The organism is Salinibacterium sp. NG22 (genome assembly GCF_015864925.1).
Taxonomy (GTDB): Bacteria; Actinomycetota; Actinomycetes; order Actinomycetales; family Microbacteriaceae; genus Rhodoglobus.
Genome location: NZ_JADYWG010000001.1, coordinates 311,865 through 332,087, shown reverse-complemented (window position 1 = coordinate 332,087; position 20,223 = coordinate 311,865). Strand labels below are relative to the sequence as shown.

Annotated in this window: 18 protein-coding genes; all 18 read left to right on the top strand. The window is 60.9% G+C overall.

Annotated features, from left to right (window positions below; all coding sequences use genetic code 11):
• The 18 genes from I6E81_RS01645 to I6E81_RS01560 all read left to right on the top strand — a co-directional run bounded on the left by I6E81_RS01645 (position 1) and on the right by I6E81_RS01560 (position 20,208).
• The gene (locus I6E81_RS01645; protein WP_197105684.1) at positions 1–1,977 is read left to right on the top strand and encodes a primosomal protein N'; all 1,977 of its coding nucleotides are present in this window, start codon (positions 1–3) and stop codon (positions 1,975–1,977) included.
• Between the two features lie 54 nt (positions 1,978–2,031).
• A complete protein-coding gene (fmt, locus tag I6E81_RS01640; protein ID WP_197107120.1) occupies positions 2,032–2,952 on the top strand; it encodes a methionyl-tRNA formyltransferase in 921 nt (306 codons plus the stop codon).
• The gene (locus I6E81_RS01635) at positions 2,949–4,313 is read left to right on the top strand and encodes an RsmB/NOP family class I SAM-dependent RNA methyltransferase (protein WP_197105683.1); all 1,365 of its coding nucleotides are present in this window, start codon (positions 2,949–2,951) and stop codon (positions 4,311–4,313) included. Before fmt ends, I6E81_RS01635 begins: the two co-directional genes overlap by 4 nt.
• 13 nt (positions 4,314–4,326) lie before the next feature.
• A complete protein-coding gene (rpe, locus tag I6E81_RS01630) occupies positions 4,327–4,989 on the top strand; it encodes a ribulose-phosphate 3-epimerase (protein ID WP_197105682.1) in 663 nt (220 codons plus the stop codon).
• 97 nt (positions 4,990–5,086) lie between these two features.
• A complete protein-coding gene (locus I6E81_RS01625) occupies positions 5,087–5,461 on the top strand; it encodes an FKBP-type peptidyl-prolyl cis-trans isomerase (RefSeq protein WP_197105681.1) in 375 nt (124 codons plus the stop codon).
• Positions 5,462–5,520: 59 nt separating this feature from the next.
• Positions 5,521–5,784 carry a phosphoribosyl-ATP diphosphatase gene (locus I6E81_RS01620; protein WP_197105680.1) on the top strand — a complete coding sequence of 88 codons (264 nt, stop codon included), beginning with the start codon at positions 5,521–5,523 and terminating at the stop codon, positions 5,782–5,784.
• A gap of 43 nt (positions 5,785–5,827) precedes the next feature.
• Positions 5,828–6,667, top strand: a complete 840-nt coding sequence (gene hisG / locus I6E81_RS01615; RefSeq protein ID WP_197105679.1) for an ATP phosphoribosyltransferase — start codon at positions 5,828–5,830, stop codon at positions 6,665–6,667.
• Position 6,668: 1 nt separating this feature from the next.
• The gene (gene hisF, locus I6E81_RS01610) at positions 6,669–7,421 is read left to right on the top strand and encodes an imidazole glycerol phosphate synthase subunit HisF (protein ID WP_197105678.1); all 753 of its coding nucleotides are present in this window, start codon (positions 6,669–6,671) and stop codon (positions 7,419–7,421) included.
• On the top strand, positions 7,418–7,795 hold the full coding sequence (gene hisI / locus I6E81_RS01605) for a phosphoribosyl-AMP cyclohydrolase (protein ID WP_197105677.1): 378 nt from the start codon (positions 7,418–7,420) through the stop codon (positions 7,793–7,795). Before hisF ends, hisI begins: the two co-directional genes overlap by 4 nt.
• Complete coding sequence (locus I6E81_RS01600) at positions 7,788–9,314, top strand: anthranilate synthase component I (protein ID WP_197105676.1); 1,527 nt, start codon at positions 7,788–7,790, stop codon at positions 9,312–9,314. The genes hisI and I6E81_RS01600 overlap by 8 nt, the downstream gene beginning before the upstream one ends.
• Complete coding sequence (locus I6E81_RS01595) at positions 9,311–9,880, top strand: Trp biosynthesis-associated membrane protein (RefSeq protein ID WP_197105675.1); 570 nt, start codon at positions 9,311–9,313, stop codon at positions 9,878–9,880. The genes I6E81_RS01600 and I6E81_RS01595 overlap by 4 nt, the downstream gene beginning before the upstream one ends.
• Positions 9,881–9,940: 60 nt before the next feature.
• Positions 9,941–10,171: a DUF6704 family protein gene (locus tag I6E81_RS01590; RefSeq protein WP_197105674.1), complete on the top strand. Its 231-nt coding sequence runs from the start codon at positions 9,941–9,943 to the stop codon at positions 10,169–10,171.
• Position 10,172: 1 nt separating this feature from the next.
• A complete protein-coding gene (gene trpC, locus I6E81_RS01585) occupies positions 10,173–10,943 on the top strand; it encodes an indole-3-glycerol phosphate synthase TrpC (RefSeq protein WP_197105673.1) in 771 nt (256 codons plus the stop codon).
• On the top strand, positions 10,943–12,217 hold the full coding sequence (gene trpB, locus I6E81_RS01580) for a tryptophan synthase subunit beta (protein WP_197105672.1): 1,275 nt from the start codon (positions 10,943–10,945) through the stop codon (positions 12,215–12,217). The genes trpC and trpB overlap by 1 nt, the downstream gene beginning before the upstream one ends.
• A complete protein-coding gene (gene trpA / locus I6E81_RS01575) occupies positions 12,214–12,996 on the top strand; it encodes a tryptophan synthase subunit alpha (RefSeq protein WP_197105671.1) in 783 nt (260 codons plus the stop codon). Before trpB ends, trpA begins: the two co-directional genes overlap by 4 nt.
• A gap of 33 nt (positions 12,997–13,029) precedes the next feature.
• Positions 13,030–14,079, top strand: a complete 1,050-nt coding sequence (gene lgt / locus I6E81_RS01570) for a prolipoprotein diacylglyceryl transferase (RefSeq protein ID WP_197105670.1) — start codon at positions 13,030–13,032, stop codon at positions 14,077–14,079.
• A gap of 104 nt (positions 14,080–14,183) precedes the next feature.
• Entirely contained in the window at positions 14,184–18,758 is a 4,575-nt protein-coding gene (gene gltB / locus I6E81_RS01565) for a glutamate synthase large subunit (protein WP_197105669.1), read from the top strand.
• Positions 18,751–20,208 carry a glutamate synthase subunit beta gene (locus tag I6E81_RS01560; protein WP_197105668.1) on the top strand — a complete coding sequence of 486 codons (1,458 nt, stop codon included), beginning with the start codon at positions 18,751–18,753 and terminating at the stop codon, positions 20,206–20,208. The genes gltB and I6E81_RS01560 overlap by 8 nt, the downstream gene beginning before the upstream one ends.
• The last annotated feature ends 15 nt before the right edge of the window (positions 20,209–20,223 follow it).

The window sequence follows — 20,223 nt, the reverse complement described above, 5'->3', positions numbered from 1 at the left end:
ATGAGTGAAGCATCCATCGCTCGGGTGCTCATTGATTCGCCGCTGCCCCAACTCGACAGACTCTTTGACTATGCGGTTCCCGAGAAGTTTCGTGCCGAGGCGCGCGCTGGCGTTCGCGTCAAGGTGCCGCTGCGCACGCTCGGCCGGCTCGTGGAGGGCTGGATCGTCGAGCTCACCGACACCGTCGCCTACGCCGGCAAACTCAGCGAGCTTGAAGCAGTAATCTCCCCGTTCCCCGTGTTGTCTCCCGAGGTGTGGACACTAGCGCGCACGGCGGCGGATCGAGCGGCGGGCAACGCAGCTGATGTGCTGCGGTTGGGCATCCCGAAACGTCATGCTCGGGCGGAGAAGTCACTTCTCGACCCCACGACGGTGACGTACGAACCGCTCCCTGAAGCACGTGCAGTGTCGTACTTCGACGCGGGTGCCATCGGCACTCTTATCGCCGAGCACAAGCGGGCCGCGCTGGCCGCACCGACCGGCGTAGCGGAGGTCGCTCCCGGCGTGTGGGTTGGCCGTTGGGCTGTCACGATGGCCGAACTCGCCTCGCAGGCTCTTGCTCGCGGCACGACCGCGATTCTGGCGACCCCTGACTTTCGTGATCAGGAACAACTTGAGGCAGCCGTCGCGGCTCTGCTGCCCGCTGAGCGCGTGTTGAGATTGGATGCTCGCCAGAGCGTTCAGAAGCGCTACGGCAACTTTCTGCGCACCCACGAAGACACCCCGTTCGTCATCATCGGCAATCGTTCCGCGGTGTATGCACCCGCGTCTAACCTCGGGCTGATCGTGGTGTGGGATGACGGCGATCCGCTCTACAGCGAGAACCTCACGCCCTACATCCATACGCGGGATGCCGCGCTGCTCCGCCAAGAGCAACAACAGTGCTCGCTGGTGTTCATGAGCCATTCGCGCAGCACCGAAGTGCAACGACTCGTTGAAGTCGGGTGGTTAGCGGCCATCAGCCCCGGCGGCATCCGACCGCCAAAGGTGATTCCCACCGCAAACCAGGAGAGCCAGGATCGCCTCGCAGCCCTTGCTCGTATTCCCTCATCAGCGTGGAAGGCGGCGCGCGCCGGGCTCGACGAAGGTCCCGTGCTCGTGCAGGTGGCGCGCCCCGGCTACGCACCCCGCTTGGCCTGCGCCGAGTGCTCGCAGACTGCACGCTGCACGACGTGCGCCGGTCCGCTTGCGCAACACTCTGCCTCCGCCACTCCCAGCTGTGTCTGGTGTGGCGCGCTTGCCGTCAAGTGGCGCTGTCGCGAATGCGATGGCACCCGACTGCGCATGGTGGGGTCGGGCACCGGCCGTACCGCGGACGAATTGGGGCGCGCCTTTCCTGGCTATCGCGTGATCGTCGCCGACGGCGAGCATCAAATCCTCACGGTGCCGAACGAACCTTCGCTCATCATTGCCACTCGCGGCGCAGAGCCGATCGCGGAGGGCGGCTACCGCGCCGTCATCCTGCTTGACGGTGCCGGAATGTTGGCGCGAGAGAGTCTGCGCGTCGCCGAGGACTGTCTGCGCGCGTGGTCAAATGCGATTGCTCTCGGCGCTGACGGCGTCCCCTCCGTCGTTGTCGGGGTCGGCGGCTCACTCGCGACGGCACTTGTCACGTGGCGCCAAGAAGATTTCGCGCAAGCGGAACTCGCCGATCGCCGTGAGTTGCGGTTTCCGCCGGCAGTGCGGGTCGCGACTCTCACGGGAAAGATTCCGCTCGTTTCGGATGCGATTAGCCAGCTGCCGGTCGCTCCGCTCGATGTGCTCGGCCCCGTCGATCTGCCCGATGGGCTGGTTCGCACCATCATCCGTTTCGACTACAAAGACGGAGCAGCCGTCGCTGAGCAACTCAAAGCACTCGTGGTGGCGGCCACGACGGTCTCCCGCAGCAGCCGCAAACCGGGGGCTCCACGCTCCAGCCAGCCGGCGCCAGGGCTACGCGTTCATCTCGACGATCTGGAGCCGTTTGTTGACCTGTAGCCCCAGCGTGCACCCGTTCGGGCCATTTCGCGAGACAATTGGGGGATGACTTCGTTGCGACTTCTTTTTGCCGGTAGCCCCGAGGTTGCTGTTCCCAGTCTCGACGCGCTCTTGAACTCCGAGCACGAGGTAGCTGGCGTCCTCACCCGCACCGACTCGCCGCAGGGCCGTCGACGCGTCATGACACCGACGCCGGTGGCCGCGCGCGCTGAAGAAGCGGGGATCAGCGTGATTCGCGCCAATCGGCTCGACGCCGCTGCAGCATCCGCGATTACTGACCTCACTGTTGATCTGGGCGTCATTGTGGCCTATGGCGGGCTTGTTCCGGCCTCAGTTCTCACGATTCCGCGGCTCGGGTGGATCAACCTCCATTTCTCTCTCCTGCCTCAGTGGCGCGGAGCCGCCCCGGTGCAGCGCGCGATCATGGCGGGCGACACCGTCTCAGGCGCAGCGGTCTTTCAACTCGTCGAACAGCTTGATGCTGGCGACGTTTTCGCGACGATGACTGAACCGATTGGCGCCCAGCAAACAGCAGGGTCGCTCCTGCAACAGTTGTCCTTCTCGGGCGCTGAGCTGCTCAGCCGCGTGGTCGACTCCATCGGCGCAGGCACTGCCACCGCAGTTCCGCAAACCGGCGATGTGACTCTCGCGCCCAAGCTGTCGCTCGAAGACGGCCGCATTGACTGGACAGAGTCCGCTCAGACAGTGCACAACCGCATTCGTGGCGTGACGCCAGAACCCGGTGCCTCGACGACAATCGACGGAGCACGACTCAAGGTTCTCGAGGCCGCGATCGCTCGCGACGTCCCGACGCTCGCGCCGGGGCACTTCGATTTCGTCGGCAAGAAGGTGCTGGTCGGTACCGCAACCGAACCCCTTGAACTTCTCCGGGTCCATCCCGAGGGACGCAAAGCAATGGATGCCGCAGCCTGGTGGCGCGGCCTTAACTCAGAATCAGAGGTGGTGGCTTCGTGAGCTACGCACAGTCAGCCCGTCGGGTCGCGCTCGACGTCATCATGGCGGTGCGCGAGTCGGATGCGTACGCGAACCTTCTTCTTCCCGTGCACCTGGAGCGCGCGAAACTCTCGAGCGCGGATGCCGGCCTTGCCACCGAACTGACCTACGGCACGCTGCGCATGCAGGGCTATTACGACGCGGTGATCGCTCAGGCGGCCGGCCGCGACGTGTCCAAGATCGACCCGCCTGTGCTCGACGTGTTGCGCCTCGCCACGCACCAGTTGCTGTCGATGCGCGTTCCCTCGCACGCGGCAGTGGATGAGTCGGTGCGGCTCGCTAAGACGATCGGATCGCGTTCCGCGGTCGGGTTTGTCAACGCGGTGCTGCGTGCGATCACGAAGCACGATGCTGATACGTGGCGCGAGCGAGTGATTGGTGCTGCAAGCTCGGGGGAGCAAGCCCTTGCGGTGGCGTATTCCCATCCGTTGTGGGTGACCCGGGCTTTCCGGCAGGTATTGGTCGCTGAGGGTCGCGAAGCTGAGCTCGAAGGTTTGCTCGCAGCAGACAATGTTCCGGCCCGGGTATCGGTCGCGGCGCTTCCTGGATTCTCGGAGGTCGCCGACATCGATGTCACGCCGGCAGAATATTCGCCCGTTGGCGGAACTTTGCGTGAAGGAGACCCGTCGAAGAACTCGGCTATCGCCGCAGGGCGCGCTCGAGTGCAAGACGAAGGCTCCCAGATTGCGGCACTCGCGCTCAGCCGCGCTCGGCCCATTGTGGCTGGGGAGTCGTGGCTCGATATGTGTGCCGGACCGGGTGGCAAAGCCGCTCTGTTGGCCGCGGAAGCTCTGGAAGGCGGTGCCGTGCTCACCGCCAACGAACTGATTCCGGCCCGCGCCAAGCTCGTTCGCAACGCCCTCGCGGTCTTCGACGCTCCGCCTGTGGTCTGGGAGAAAGACGGCATCGATATCGGCGAGGAGCATCCCGAGCAGTTTGATCGTATCCTTCTCGATGCGCCGTGCACCGGCCTCGGTGCGCTACGCCGTCGCCCTGAAGCTCGCTGGCGCAAACAACCCGGCGATGTCGCTCAGCTGGGCGCGATTCAGACGGCGTTGCTGCAATCAGCATTGAAGGCACTCAAGCCGGGCGGGGTGTTGGCGTATGTGACCTGCTCGCCTCATGCTGCCGAGACAAAGGCGATTGTCGGTTCTGTGCTGCGCAAGGCTGAGGGCATCACCAAGATGGATACGCCCTCCGTGGTTCAGAGTTTCTCGAAAGCAGAACTCGACCTGCCGGAGGCAACTCATGTTCAGCTGTGGCCACACCGTCACGGAACAGACGCCATGTTCATCCAACTCCTTGTCAAAGCAGACTCCTAGATAGGCTCTCGGTATGTCAGTGCGCATTAGCCCCAGTATTCTCGCCGCCGATTTCGTCAACCTTGAGCGGGATATCGCGAAGATTTCGAATGCGGATTTCGTCCACGTCGACATCATGGACAACCATTTCGTGCCCAACCTCACGTTCGGTCTCCAAATGACAGAGCGTATTCAACAGGTGTCGTCGATTCCGCTCGATGTGCACCTGATGATCACCGATCCCGACCGCTGGGCCCCCGACTACGCCGATCTCGGTGCCTATGGTGTTACTTTCCACGCCGAGGCGGCAGCGGATGCGGTGGCCCTCGCCCGCACGCTGCGGGCGAAGGGTGCGCGAGCGGGCATCGCGGTCAAGCCGGGCACCGCCATCGAGCCGTACCTCGAGTTGCTCGAGGAATTCGACCAGGTTCTCGTGATGACTGTCGAACCGGGTTTTGGCGGCCAAAGCTTTATGGAAGAGACAATGCCGAAGCTGCGACAGCTGCGGGAGCTGGTCGACAAGCGCGGTCTCGACGTGTGGCTCGAAGTTGATGGCGGTGTCGATGAGCGCACGATTGAGATTGCCGCAGCTGCGGGTGCCGACACCTTTGTCGCGGGCTCCTCGGTGTATCGCGGAGATGATCCCTCGTTGCGTGTCTCAGAACTTCGTGAGCGCGCGAGCGCGCACCAGCACTGATCATCGCCGCCGCGTGACCACGCCGCCGAGAGCGAACATGGGCTCACACGGCATCCACTAGCGCCGGTTTTAGTTTTGTTTCTGGTTGACTGGTCATATGACCGATTCAGGAAAAACTAAGCCAGAGGTCGAGTTCTATGCGGGCGATGCCCCCACCGAACTCGTCATTATTGACATTGAAGAGGGAACCGGCGCCGAAGCAACTGCTGGTTCCACCGTTGACGTGCACTACTTGGGCGTCGACTTTGAGACTCTCGAAGAGTTCGACTCCTCGTGGAGCCGCGGCGAGTCCATCAACTTCCCGCTGATGGCGCTCATCAGCGGTTGGCAAGAAGGAATCCCCGGCATGAAGGTGGGCGGCCGTCGCCAGCTCATCTGCCCGCCGCACCTCGCTTACGGTCCCGCAGGCGGAGGGCATCAGCTCTCCGGCCGCACGTTGACCTTCGTGATCGACCTGCTCGGCACGAACTAGTAACCCCACGTTCGAGTCATGCGGCAAGGGACCGCCCTCCGGGGCGGTACCCTTGACGTGTGAAAGACTTCGACGCACTTTTTGCTGAACTCAGCCGCAAAGCGGTAGAACGCCCGGCCGACTCCGGTTCGGTTGCCCTATTGGATGCCGGAGTGCATTCGATCGGCAAGAAGATTGTGGAAGAGGCTGCCGAAGTATGGATGGCAGCCGAGTACCAGTCGGATGAAGAAACCGCAGACGAAATCTCCCAACTCATTTATCACCTTCAGGTTCTGATGGTTGCTAAAGGGCTCAGCCCCGAGGACGTGTGGCGACATCTCTGATGTCCCTACGACCACTTTTCGCACCAACTGACTGAGAGCTGACATGTTAAGAGTTGCAGTGCCCAACAAGGGTTCACTGAGTGAGACCGCTTCCGAAATGTTGTACGAAGCGGGCTACACGGGCCGTCGCGATCCACGCGCGTTGAATGTGCGTGACGACCGCAACGGCGTCGAGTTTTTCTATCTTCGCCCTCGCGACATCGCGACTTACGTGGGCTCGGGAGCGCTCGACGTAGGAATCACCGGCCGAGACCTCCTGTTGGATTCCGGATCCACCGCGACAGAGATCGCCAGCCTCAACTTTGGCGATTCCACGTTCCGTTTCGCCGGGGAGCCTGGCCGCTTCACTGAACTTTCCGATCTCAACGGTGTTCGCGTTGCCACGAGCTACGCCGGGCTCGTCGGTGCCTTCCTCGAACGCAATGGCGTCACGGCAGAGCTCGTCAGCCTCGACGGTGCCGTTGAATCTGCGATCCGACTTGGTGTTGCGGATGCCGTGGCCGACGTCGTGTCGACAGGCTCAACCCTGCGCGCGCAGGGCCTCGAAATTTTCGGCCCTGTCATCCTCGATTCAACTGCTGTGTTGATCAGTTCAGGCAATGAGGTTGAGGGCAGCGCCACGCTCCAACGCCGCCTGCAGGGTGTGCTTGTCGCCCGCCAGTATGTGTTGATCGACTACGACGTGCCGGTAGCCCTCCTCGAGGCTGCGACGAAGGTGACTCCCGGTATCGAGAGTCCAACCGTTTCTCCGCTCCAAGACCCCGCGTGGGTTGCGGTGCGCTCAATGGTGCGTCGCGTCGATACCAATCAGGTGATGGACGAGCTTCACGCGGTTGGGGCGCGCGCGATCTTGGTCAGCGCGATTCACGCAGCGAGGATCTAAAATGGCGGTCGCAGTTCGGGTCATTCCGTGCCTCGATGTCGCCGACGGCCGTGTCGTCAAAGGCGTCAACTTCAAAGATCTCCGCGATGCGGGTGACCCGGTTTCCCTCGCGCGGCTCTACTACGAGCAAGGCGCTGACGAGGTGACGTTTCTCGATGTCACGGCCACAGTCGAGGGACGCGCAACGATGTATGACGTCGTGCGGTCGGCAGCCGAGCAAATCTTTATTCCCTTGACGGTCGGTGGGGGAGTCCGCGAGCCAGACGATGTCTCCAAGCTTCTCGCCCACGGCGCAGACAAAGTCGGGGTCAATAGTGCCGCTCTCGCCCGACCACAGCTCATTGATGACATCGCCCACCGCTTTGGTGCCCAAGTCCTCGTGATGAGCCTCGATATCAAACGGCGTGGTGATGGTTGGATCGTCACGACCCACGGCGGCCGCACCGAAACAGACCGCGACGCGCTCGAGTGGGCGCGCGAGGCGATGGAGCGAGGAGCGGGCGAACTACTCGTCAACTCAATCGACGCGGATGGCACGAAAGAGGGCTTCGACCTCGAACTCGTGTCCGCGATCAGTGAGTTTGCGACAGTCCCCGTCATTGCCAGTGGCGGAGCGGGCAAGGTCGAACACTTTGCGCCGGCTATCGACGCCGGCGCCGATGCCCTGCTCGCGGCATCCGTTTTCCACAGTCGCCAGTTGACGGTGGGAGACGTTAAAGCTTCACTCAACAGTCATGGATTGGTTACACGATGAGCGATGAACTCACTCTTGAGACCGTCAGCGATGTGCTTGAACGCGCGCAGTTTGCTGCCGATGGTTTGTTGCCGGCAATTATTCAGCAGTGGGACACCAAAGAGGTGCTCATGCTCGGGTACATGAACGCTGAGGCGCTCACCCGCACGCTCACCGAAGGTCGCGTGACGTTTTATAGCCGTAGCCGCCAAGAGCTGTGGCGCAAGGGTGACACGAGTGGGCACCGTCAATACGTCCGCACTGCGGCCCTTGATTGCGATCGCGATGCGCTGTTGGTCGGAGTGGAGCAGGTTGGTCCTGCATGCCACACCGGCGCTCATTCCTGCTTCGAAGTAGACCCACTCGTACCTCATCAGGGGTTTTCTCTTGAATAGCACGACGAGTCGCGAGGAATTCGAGGCGCTGGTTTCCGGCGGCAATCGCGTTGTCCCCGTTATCCGTCAGCTCTTTGCCGATGGTGAAACTCCCGTTGGGGTGTATCGCAAGCTCGCCAAGGCAAACCCGGGAACGTTTTTGCTTGAGTCGGCGGGCCAGGGCGGCATCTGGTCACGCTTCTCCTTCGTGGGCGTCGCCAGCTTCGGTGTTCTCACCCAACATGAGCACGGCGTCGAGTGGATTGACTATGGGATGCCGCGCGAGCGAATCCTCGGTGATGACTGCCCGACGGCGCCGCTGGAAGCCCTCGCTCATCTCAACGAGCGTTGGAAAACGCCGCGCGTCGAGGGGCATCCTCCGCTCACCGGCGGCCTTGTCGGGTTCATTGGTTGGGAGGCTGTTCGCGAGCTGGAGAACCTTCCCGATGCCCCGCCCGCCGACTTCGAGGTTCCGAGCCAGGCGCTGAGCTTTGTCTCCGACCTCGTGGTGCTCGACCACCGTTTCGGCACCGTCATGCTCATCTCGACTGCGCTGAACGACGGGCATCAGGATGTCGAGGAGATGTGGACCGAGACCCAGTCCCGCCTCGACGTGCTTCAGTCTGGCCTCGCTCAACCCACGGACGCCTTCCTCGCTGATGTGGATATCGAGATCGATCCCGAGCCAACGTCGCGTTCCACGCCGGCGGAGTACGCGAAGTCGATCGAGAAATCGAAGGAGTTCATCCGCGACGGCGATGTCTTCCAGGTCGTCATTTCGCAGCGGTTCGACCATGAGGTTTCGGCGACTCCGCTTGATGTCTATCGCGTCTTGCGCACTCTTAACCCGTCGCCCTATATGTATTTGCTGTCGCTTGTTGACATGGATGGTCGTCCGTATTCGATCGTCGGCGCGAGTCCGGAAGCACTCGTGAAGGTTTCCCAAAAACGCGTGCACATGCATCCCATCGCCGGTTCACGACCTCGTGGCGCTGACACCGAGCGAGACCTTGAGCTCGCCGAGGAACTGCTCGCCGACACGAAAGAACGCGCCGAACACCTGATGCTTGTTGACCTCGCGCGTAATGACCTCCTGAAGGTATGTACGCCGGGTACCGTCGCCGTCACCGAGTTCATGCAGGTCGAACGATTTAGCCACATCATGCACCTCGTCTCCTCGGTGGAAGGCGATCTCAGGCCCGAAGCCTCCGCTGTCGATGTGTTCCGTGCTACTTTTCCTGCAGGCACGCTCTCGGGCGCGCCCAAGCCCCGCGCCCTTGAGATTATCGACGAGCTAGAACCCGCCCAGCGTGGCGTCTATGGGGGAGTCGTGGGCTACTTCGACTTCGCCGGCGATGCTGATCTCGCGATCGCCATTCGCACGGTCACGATCGTGGATGGCGTTGCTCGCGTTCAAGCCGGAGCTGGCCTTGTTGCCGATTCCGACCCTGCCGCCGAGCACCAAGAGGCTCAGAACAAGGCTGCGGCGCCCCTTCGCGCTGTCGCGGTCGCTAATGCGATGACTCACCTCAGCTCATGATCTGGAAACGTTCACGTTCGATCGTGCTGAGCAGCCTGGTGCTGCTTGGTGCAGTAGTAATGCTGTCGTGGACGCAGCGCTGGTTCACGATCACACTCCAGGATGAGGTGAGCGTCGAGGTGCTGGGCAGCGATGTTGCCGGGGCACTTGCTGCGCTCGCGCTCTCGACTTTCGCGCTCGTCGCAGCCCTCGGCATCGCATCGGTCACTGTACGGCGTGTTCTCGGAGTCATCGCCGCCATCGTGGGGGGAATCATCGTCGCGGTCAGCCAGGCGACGCTTGCCGACCCCGCCCGCGCAGCCTCGGAATTGATTACGGAGGCGACGGGAATCAGCGGCATCGACTCAATCCGTTCCTTAGTGGTCGCTGTTGACGGTAGTGCGTGGTCGTTCACGGCACTGGTTGCCGGCGTCCTCATCATCGCTATCGGCATCGCTGCCGCAGTTTCCGCTCGGCACTGGCCGACCGCAACCAAGAAGTATGACCGAACGACCACGGTTATCGCCGATGATCCGGCATCACAGTGGGATGCTCAAAGTCGAGGATTAGACCCGACAGAGGGCTGATTGGCAACGCCAAGCGGGTTACTCCCGCTACAATTTAGGATCAGCAAAGAATGGAGCCTGATGAGTACTGATACTGACCCCGGCCACGGAAATTCCCCGGCGGCATGGACCGCTGTAGTGATCATGTTGGTCGCGTTCACGATCGGAACGCTCGCTTTTTGGTTCAACGTGGCATGGCTGGTGTACGCATCGGCTGGGCTGGTCGTCGTTGGTCTCCTTGTTGGCCAGGTGCTGAAGAAGCTTGGCTATGGCGTGGGTGGCGACAAGCTCACCCCCAAGCCGCACAGCTAGAGTGCTCTCCGATTTAGTTGACGGCGCGCTCGAAGATGCCGCTGTCCGTCGTGAGTCCGTCAGCCTTGCTGATGTAGAGCGTGCTGCCGCTGATGCGCTTCCGGCGTTAGATGCGCTGGAGGCGTTGTCTCCTCGCGAGCGAGTTCACATCATTGCGGAGATCAAGCGGTCAAGCCCGTCTCGTGGTGCTTTGGCTGAGATCAGCGACCCGGCGTCGCTTGCGACGTCCTACCAAACTGGTGGAGCAAGCGCGATCAGCGTTCTGACTGAACAGCGTCGTTTTGGTGGTTCTCTCGAGGACCTCATGACGGTGAAGTCGATCGTGCGCCTCCCGGTGCTTCGCAAGGATTTCATTGCTGAGCCGTATCAAGTGTTTGAGGCGCGAGCCGCTGGTGCTGACCTCGTTTTGCTGATCGTGGCGGCCCTGGAGCAAGAGAAACTTCGCACGCTCTACGACCTCATCGTCGAGCTAGGCATGACGCCGCTCGTCGAAACACACTCCGCAGACGAGGTCTCTCGTGCTCTCGATGTTGGCGCAAGCCTCGTCGGCGTTAACGCGCGCAACTTGAGCACTTTCGAACTCGATCAGAATCTGTTCGGTGAGCTTGCCGACCAGATTCCTAGTGGAGTCATCCGTATCGCAGAATCAGCGGTCAAAACGGCCGCTGATGTCGCGCACTATCGCAACGCCGGCGCCGATGTGGTTCTGGTTGGCGAGGCTCTCGTCACCGGTGATCCGATCGCCACGTTGCAAGACTTTTTGGACTGCTAATGCTGAAAGATGAACTGGGCCCCTACTTTGGTGAGTTCGGTGGTCGATTCGTTCCTGAATCGCTCATCGCTGCTCTCGACGAGTTGGATGCCGCCTATAACGAAGCCAAGAATGATCCGGAGTTTGTCGCTGAGCTTGCCGAGCTTCACGCAAGCTACACCGGTCGGCCGTCGATTATCACCGAAGTACCGCGGTTTGCGGAGTACGCCGGTGGGGCTCGCATCATTCTGAAGCGCGAAGACCTCAATCACACGGGTTCGCACAAAATCAACAATGTGCTCGGCCAGGCGTTGCTTGCCCGTCGCCTGGGCAAAACCCGCCTCATTGCTGAGACCGGCGCCGGTCAACACGGCGTTGCAACGGCCACCGCTGCTGCGCTCTTCGGAATGTCATGCATCGTGTACATGGGGGAGGTCGATACCGAGCGTCAAGCGCTCAATGTTGCCCGCATGCGGCTTCTTGGCGCCGAGGTTATTCCGGTAACTGCAGGGTCGCGCACTCTCAAGGACGCGATCAACGAGGGTTTGCGCGATTGGGTAGCCAACGTCGATGACAGCCACTACCTCATGGGAACTGTTGCTGGCCCGCATCCCTTCCCCGTCATGGTTCGCGACTTCCACCGTGTCATCGGTGACGAAGCTCGTGAGCAAGTCATCAAGCTGACGGGCGCACTGCCGGATGCCGTCGTGGCGTGCGTCGGTGGTGGCAGCAATGCCATGGGTATTTTCCATGCCTTCCTCGACGACGCCGATGTTGCGCTCTACGGCTACGAGGCCGCTGGAGAGGGCCACCTGACGGAACGTCACGCCGCTACGCTCACTCGCGGTCGTCCCGGTGTTCTCCACGGGGCGCGCAGCTATATGCTGCAAGACGCTGAGGGCCAAACTATCGAGTCGCACTCCATCTCTGCCGGTCTCGACTACCCCGGAGTTGGCCCTGAGCATTCGTGGTTGAAAGACATCGGTCGAGCCAACTATGAGCCCATTACTGATGCTGAAGCCATGGATGCGCTGCGCCTGCTCAGCCGCACCGAGGGCATCATTCCCGCAATCGAGTCGGCACACGCCCTCGCCGGAGCGATCAAGCTCGGCAAGGAACTTGGTCCGGATTCGGTGATCCTCGTGAACCTCAGCGGCCGCGGCGACAAAGATATGGAAACTGCGGCGGAATACTTCGATCTGATCGATTCGGCTGAGAAGGCGTCAGCGGAGGACAGGAAGGCGTCCGACAAGAAGGCCGCCGACGAGCAGAACGCTGCGGGGGATAAGTCATGAGCGCTGTAGAAGAAGCAATCGCTCAGGCGAATCGTGACCGTGCGGGTGCCCTCATCGGCTACTTGCCTGTCGGTTTTCCCACTGTTGCTGAGAGCATCGAAGCTGCTGTGGCCCTCGCAGAGAATGGCGTCGACGTCATTGAGCTCGGCCTGCCGTACTCAGACCCCGTCATGGACGGCCCTGCTATTCAGAAGGCTACCCAGCTCGCTCTCACGAACGGTTTTCGCCTCCAGGACGGCTTCGACGCGGTCGCCGAGATCACGTCTCGCGTGTCGACGCCTGTCGTTCTCATGAGTTACTGGAATCCGATCATGCAGTATGGCGTCGATCGTTTTGCAGACGAGCTGAAGGCTGCTGGCGGAGCGGGAATCATCACGCCAGACCTCGTGAGCGATGAGGCCGCTGACTGGATTGCCGCCTCCGAGCGCACCGGTCTTGACCGCATTTTCTTGGCGGCTCCGTCCTCCAGTGATGAACGGCTCGTGCGCGCTGTTGAGGCCAGCACCGGCTTTGTCTATGCCGTATCGACCATGGGTATCACTGGTGCACGTTCCGACGTAGATATCGCGGCCAAAACCCTCGTGGCACGCTTGCGTGAGGCAGGCTCCACGAGTGCGTGTGTCGGTCTGGGTATCTCCACTGCTGAGCAGGTTCGCGAAGTTCTTACCTACGCGGATGGCGCCATTGTGGGGTCCGTTTTCGTTAGTGCGTTGTCTTCCGGTGGGGTGGATGCTGTCGCTAAAACGGCCGCGTCGCTTTCGACCGGTACTCTTGCTTAGTCGCAGTTCAGAAAGGTCACCGTTTTGTCACTAGTGCCGTTGAGCATTCCCAGCCCGCCTGATTCATGGGCGACGCTTGTTACCCTTCCGTTTGGCCAGTGGTTCAGCAACCTGGGCCTCAATTTCGGCGGTACGGTCGTGATTCACACGTACGCGATCTGCATCCTGATCGGCATTATTGCGGCAACATGGCTGACGTCACGTCGGTTGACTCGTCACGGTGCTGAGCCCGGGATTGTCATTGACATCATCATTTGGGCTGTCCCCCTTGGCCTTGTGGGTGCACGTTTGTATCACGTGTTCACCCACCCGGGCGATTACTTCTACGATGGCGCAGACCCCTGGGAGGTCATTCGCATCTGGAATGGTGGAAACGCCATCTTCGGATCGCTGATTGGTGGTGCTGTCGGTGCCTACATCGGTGCTCGCCTGACGGGCATCCGTTTCTGGAGCTTTGCGGATGCACTGGCGCCCGCAATTTTGCTCGCTCAGGCCATTGGCCGCCTCGGTAACTACTTCAATCACGAACTCTTCGGTCAGCCGACGGCTTTGCCCTGGGGCCTCGAGATTGAGGCGGGCAACTCGGCTATTCCCGTTGGCCTGCCGGTTGACACTCTCTTCCACCCGACCTTCCTGTACGAAATGGTCTGGAACGTCGTCGGAATCGTCTTCTTGCTCACGATGGAGCGCCAGTACGGCTTCGTCAAGAAGCACGTTCTTGGCCTCTCCGTTCCTGTTTTCGCTGCGGTCGGTCCTGTCCGGTTGCAGTGGGGCAAGGTCTGGGCCTTGTACATGATTTGGTACGGAGTCGGCCGCTCGTGGTTCGAATCGATCCGTATTGATCCCAGCGAGGTCTACTTCGGTTTGCGCGTGAACGTGTGGGGAGCCATCCTTACTGTTGCGCTCGGTATCCTGCTCTACGTCATTCAGTCTCGCCGTCACGTTGGTCGCGAAAAGAGCGCCTACGTCGACGGTCACGTCTGGAGTGCCGATGGTGTTGTAAACTCCGATGAAAGATATTCCGAGCATGACATTGTCGTCAGCGCTGCGGAGGAGTCCGCTCCTGTCGTAGATTCGAAGTAGTCCGCCACAAGCGGCCACACCCCCTCAGGCCTGAATCAGGTACTGATTTTCTTTGGGCCATAGAAGTCCCTCTCCGCACCAGTAATACGTGAGGACGGTACGGCATGGCTGTTACCCCACCCTTTGAACGCTTTGGTTCTATTCCCGCAGCACAGGGAATGTACGACCCATCCAATGAGAAAGATGCCTGTGGCCTTGCCATGGTGGCGACGCTTCGCGGCACGCCGGGGCATGACATTATTGCGACGGCTCTAGAAGCGCTGCGCAACCTTGAACACCGCGGGGCCGTAGGGTCCGACGCGGGCACCGGTGACGGTGCTGGCATCATGACGCAGATCCCGGATGCCTTCTTCCGCGATGTTGTCGACTTTGAGCTGCCTTCTGTTGGCCGCTACGCCGTCGGCATTGCGTTCTTGCCGCTCGACAGTGTTGCTCGTGATGACGTCAAGCGCGGCATTGAGAAGCTAGCGGAAGAAGAAGACCTCACTGTCCTCGGGTGGCGCACTGTGCCGATCCAGCCGGGGGAGCTCGGTTCGCTCGCACGGGGAGCAATGCCCGCATTTGAGCAGCTCTTTCTGCAGTCGAAGCGCGTTGACCTCAAGGGCACGCTTCGCGGCATCCACCTCGATCGCCAGACCTACCGCTTGCGCAAGCGGGCTGAGCGGGATCTGCACGTCTACTTCCCGTCGCTGTCGTGCCGCACCATTACCTACAAGGGAATGGTCACGACTCTGCAGCTCGAGCCGTTCTACCCTGACCTGTCAGATGAACGCTTTGCCTCGAAGCTCGCTCTCGTGCACTCGCGGTACTCCACCAACACGTTCCCCTCATGGCCGCTCGCACAGCCGTTCCGTATGGTCGCCCACAACGGTGAGATCAACACGGTGCAGGGAAACCGCAACTGGATGCGCGCACGCCAGTCGCAGCTTGAATCTGCCGTTTTCGGCGATATCAAGGACATTCTGCCGGTCAACACGCCTGGCGCTAGCGACTCGGCGTCGTTCGATGAGGTTGTTGAGCTTCTCAATCTCGCTGGCCGTCCGCTGCCGCATGCCATGATGATGATGGTTCCGGAAGCGTATGAGAACCAGACAGACACCGATCCTCGTCGCCGTGCATTCTACGAGTACCACTCGATGCTCATGGAGCCGTGGGATGGTCCAGCCGCCCTGGTCTTCACCGACGGTTCGCTCGTAGGCGCGACTCTCGACCGCAATGGGCTTCGCCCCGGTCGCTACCTTGTCACCGACGATGGTCTTGTCGTGTTGGCGAGTGAGATTGGCGTCTTCGATATTGAGCCGACGAAGGTCGTGCGCAAGGGTCGGCTTCGCCCGGGCAAGATGTTCCTTGTCGACACGGCTGCCGGTCGTCTTATTGAAGATGATGAGATCAAGGCCGAGCTTGCCGCGTCGCGTCCCTGGGCTGAGTGGCTCGAGAGCGGCCGCATTGCTCTCGAAGAACTTCCCGAACGCGAACACATCGTGCACACGCCGGCGTCAGTTACGCGCCGCCAACGTACCTTCGGTTACACCGAGGAAGAAGTTCGCATTCTCATCGAGCCAATGTCGCGACTCGGTGCAGAACCGCTGGGCGCCATGGGCTCTGACACTCCCATTGCCGTGTTGTCTCAGCGACCCCGTTTGCTATTCGACTACTTCACGCAGCAGTTTGCTCAGGTTACGAACCCGCCGCTTGACTCGATCCGCGAGGCCGTCGTCACGTCGATGCGCCTCGGGGTTGGCCCTCAGCGCAACTTGCTCAGCGCAACTCAGGACCACGCTAGGCAAGTAGCGCTAGCGTTCCCGGTGATTGACAACGATGAGCTAGCGAAGATCCAACACATCGAGCCTCATCCTGGCAGCCGCTTAGCTACCACGATCAAGGGTCTCTATCGTGTGGATGCTGGTCCGTCCGCGATGCAAAAGCGTCTTGACGAAATGTGCGCGGAAGCTGACGCAGCAATCGCCGACGGCGCAGAATTCATCGTGCTCTCCGACCGCGATTCCAACAAGGATTTGGCACCGATTCCGTCGTTGCTCATGTTGGCAACGGTTCACCACCACCTCATCCGCCAAGAAGAGCGCATGAAGGTCGGCATGATCGTCGAAGCTGGCGACGTGCGTGAAGTTCACCATGTTGCGCTTCTAGTGGGTTATGGCGCTTCCGCCATCAACCCGTACCTCGCTATGGAGTCAGCTGAAGAGCTCGTGCGTAATGGCACTATCACCGATATCACTCCCGAGAAGGCTGTTCGCAACCTGATTACCGCGCTCGGTAAGGGCGTTCTGAAGATCATGTCCAAGATGGGCATCTCTGTGGTCAGTTCCTATGCTGGCGCTCAAGCTTTCGAAGCTGTTGGTTTGTCGCAGGCGTTCGTTGACCAGTACTTCACGGGAACCACGAGCATCTTGGGGGGAGTCGGTCTCGACGCGATTGCGCGCGAGAACGCTGCCCGCCACGTAGCGGCGTACCCCGAAGACCGCGCACCCACGGTTCACGAACGACTCAACACGGGTGGCGAGTACCAGTGGCGTCGCGAGGGTCCGCCCCACCTCTTCAACCCGGAGACCGTATTCAAGCTGCAGCACTCTACTCGCACGCGCCGCTACGACATCTTCCGCGAGTACACCTCGAAGGTCGATGAGCAGGCCGAAGCGCTGATGACCCTTCGCGGGCTCTTTAAATTCAACATGACGGATCGCACGCCGGTTCCGATTGATGAGGTTGAACCGATCTCGAGCATCGTTAAGCGATTTAGTACCGGTGCGATGAGCTATGGATCGATTAGCAAGGAAGCGCACGAAACCCTTGCTATTGCGATGAACCAGCTCGGCGCGCGCTCGAACACTGGTGAGGGCGGGGAGGATGTCGATCGACTTCTTGACCCCACTCGCCGCAGCGCCATTAAACAGGTGGCATCCGGTCGCTTTGGCGTCACGAGCATGTACTTGACGCACGCTGACGACATTCAGATTAAAATGGCTCAGGGAGCGAAGCCCGGTGAGGGTGGCCAGCTTCCCGCGGGCAAGGTTTATCCCTGGATTGCGCGCACTCGACACGGCACGCCCGGCGTCGGCCTCATTTCGCCGCCTCCGCATCACGACATCTATTCGATCGAAGACCTCAAGCAATTGATCTTCGATCTCAAGCGCTCGAACCCTTCGGCGCGGGTGCACGTCAAGCTCGTGAGCCAAAAGGGCATCGGTGCTGTTGCTGCCGGTGTCACGAAGGCAAAGGCCGATGTTGTTCTGGTGTCCGGCCACGATGGCGGAACGGGTGCTAGCCCGCTCAACTCGCTCAAGCACGCCGGAACGCCGTGGGAAATCGGTCTTGCGGAAACGCAGCAGACCCTCATGCTCAATGGCATGCGCGATCGCGTTGTGGTGCAGGTAGATGGCCAAATGAAGACCGGTCGCGACGTCATTATTGGCGCGCTTCTCGGTGCCGAAGAGTACGGTTTCGCCACCGCACCTCTCGTTGTCTCTGGTTGCATCCTCATGCGTGTGTGTCATCTCGACACATGCCCGGTCGGTGTTGCCACGCAAAACCCCGTGCTTCGGGAGCGCTTCACCGGCAAGCCAGAGTTCGTCGTCAACTTCTTCGAGTTCTTGGCTCAAGAAGTTCGCGAATACCTCGCTGAGCTCGGCTTCCGCACTCTTGAGGAAGCCATTGGCCACAGCGAGATTCTCGACGTCAACCGCGCTATTTCACACTGGAAGACTGACGGTCTCGACCTGTCGCCCGTGTTCAATGGTCCGGAGTTCAGTGACACTGAGCCTCGCACGCACGCTGTCGAACAGGACCACGAGCTTGCTGAGCACTTTGACCAGCAGCTGATCGCCCTGAGCGAGGCTGCTCTTGAACGCAAAGAGCCTGTCTCGATCGATCTCCGCGTTCGCAACACCGACCGCGCGGTCGGCACGATGCTCGGTCACAATGTCACGTTGCGCCACGGTGAGCACGGCTTGCCCACCGACACGATTTCGATCACGCTGCACGGTTCTGCCGGTCAGTCGCTGGCCGCGTTCGTTCCGGCCGGTATTTCGATCAAGCTGTATGGCGATAGCAATGACTACGTCGGAAAGGGATTGTCTGGCGGTTCCGTCGTAGTACGCCCTGATCTGACGAGCACGTTTGCGGCGGAGACCAACGTCATCGCCGGAAACGTCATTGGTTATGGCGCTACGAGCGGCAGCATCTTCATTCGCGGCAAGGTTGGCGAACGATTCATGGTGCGCAACTCGGGAGCCACTGCCGTCGCGGAGGGAGTGGGAGACCATGCCCTGGAGTACATGACCGGTGGCCTCGTTCTCATTCTGGGAGCCACAGGCCGCAACCTCGGCGCTGGTATGTCGGGCGGCACCGCCTACATCCACCAGCTTCGCGAGGAGCGCGTCAACGGTGACTCACTGAGTTCCGGCGAGCTTCAGCTGAGCGGACTCGGCGGCGCCGACGTTGAGATCGTCAAGGATCTTCTCGAACGCCACCTCGAAGAAACCGGCTCGGTCGTTGCCGAAGGCATGCTGGCAGACATGGATGCCACGGCAGCCCAGTTCACGAAGGTTACTCCTCGTGACTACGCGGCTGTCATCCAAACTCGAGAGACTGCAATAGCCGAGGGACTCGACCCCGACGGGGACGTTACCTGGGCTCGAATTAGGGAGGTAACCGGTGGCTGATCCCAAGGGATTCCTCAAGGTTCAAGAGCGTGAATTGCCGAAGCGGCGGCCTGTCAGCCTTCGGTTGATGGATTACAAAGAGGTCTACGAGCAGCAAGAATCGGGTGAACTGGCCCGTCAAGCTGGCCGCTGCATGGATTGCGGTGTGCCGTTCTGCCATCAGGGATGCCCGTTGGGCAACCTGATTCCCGAGTGGAACGACCTTATGCGTCGCGGCGAGAGCGCTGAAGCTATTGAGCGCCTCCATGCGACAAACAACTTTCCGGAGTTCACCGGACGTTTGTGTCCAGCACCGTGTGAGAGCTCGTGTGTTCTGGGAATCAATCAGCCTGCCGTCACGATCAAGCAGATCGAAGTCTCGATCATTGATCAGGCGTTCGCCGACGGTAATGTCACTCCGCATCCTCCGGGACGTTTGACGGGTAAAACTGTTGCTGTTGTCGGTTCGGGGCCCGCCGGCCTTGCGGCTGCTCAGCAGTTGACGCGCGCTGGCCACACGGTCGCTGTTTTCGAACGTGAAGATCGCATCGGTGGATTGCTGCGCTACGGCATCCCCGACTTCAAGATGGAAAAGCGCCACATAGAGTTGCGTTTGGCTCAAATGCAGGCCGAGGGAACTCGTTTCCGTGCCGGTGTGAACATCGGTGTCGATATTTCGTGGAGCGATCTTCGCACCCGCTACGACGCTGTCGTAGTTGCTACCGGATCTACCGTGCCGCGCGATCTGCCCATCCCCGGCCGCGATGCGCTCGGCGTTCACTTCGCTATGGAGTACCTCGTTCAGTCGAACCGCGCCGTTGCCGGCGACACCGTGAGCGAGCAGGTCACCGCAGAGGGCAAGCACGTCGTTGTTCTCGGTGGTGGCGACACTGGTGCTGACTGCATCGGCACAGCTCACCGTCAGGGTGCATTGTCGGTCACAAACCTGGCCATTGGTGTTCAGCCTCCCGCGGAGCGCCCGGAACACCAGCCGTGGCCATTGACACCGACCCTGTTTGAGATGTCGAGCGCCCACGAAGAGGGCGGCGAACGTGAATACCTTGCATCGACGGTGGAGTTCTTGACGAACTCGGTCGGCGAAGTTCGTGCGATTCGTGTCGCTGAGACCGAGTTCCTCGACGGCCGTCGTGTTCCTAAGGCTGGAACCGAGCGGGAGATTCCTGCCGACCTGGTTCTTCTTGCACTGGGCTTCACCGGGCCTGAGACCGAAACGCTCTCCACACAGCTTCCTCTCGCAGCGGATGCGCGGGGAAACCTCTCGCGCGACGAAAGCTACGAGACCGCAACCCCCGGCGTCTACGTTGTCGGGGATGCCGGCCGTGGGCAGTCGCTCATCGTGTGGGCTATCGCCGAGGGAAGGGCTGCGGCATCCGCCGTAGATCGCTACCTTGAAGGGGAGACGCAATTGCCATTCCCTGTTCGCCCAGACGATCGCGGCATGTCTCTCTAGAAGTTCCACCACCAC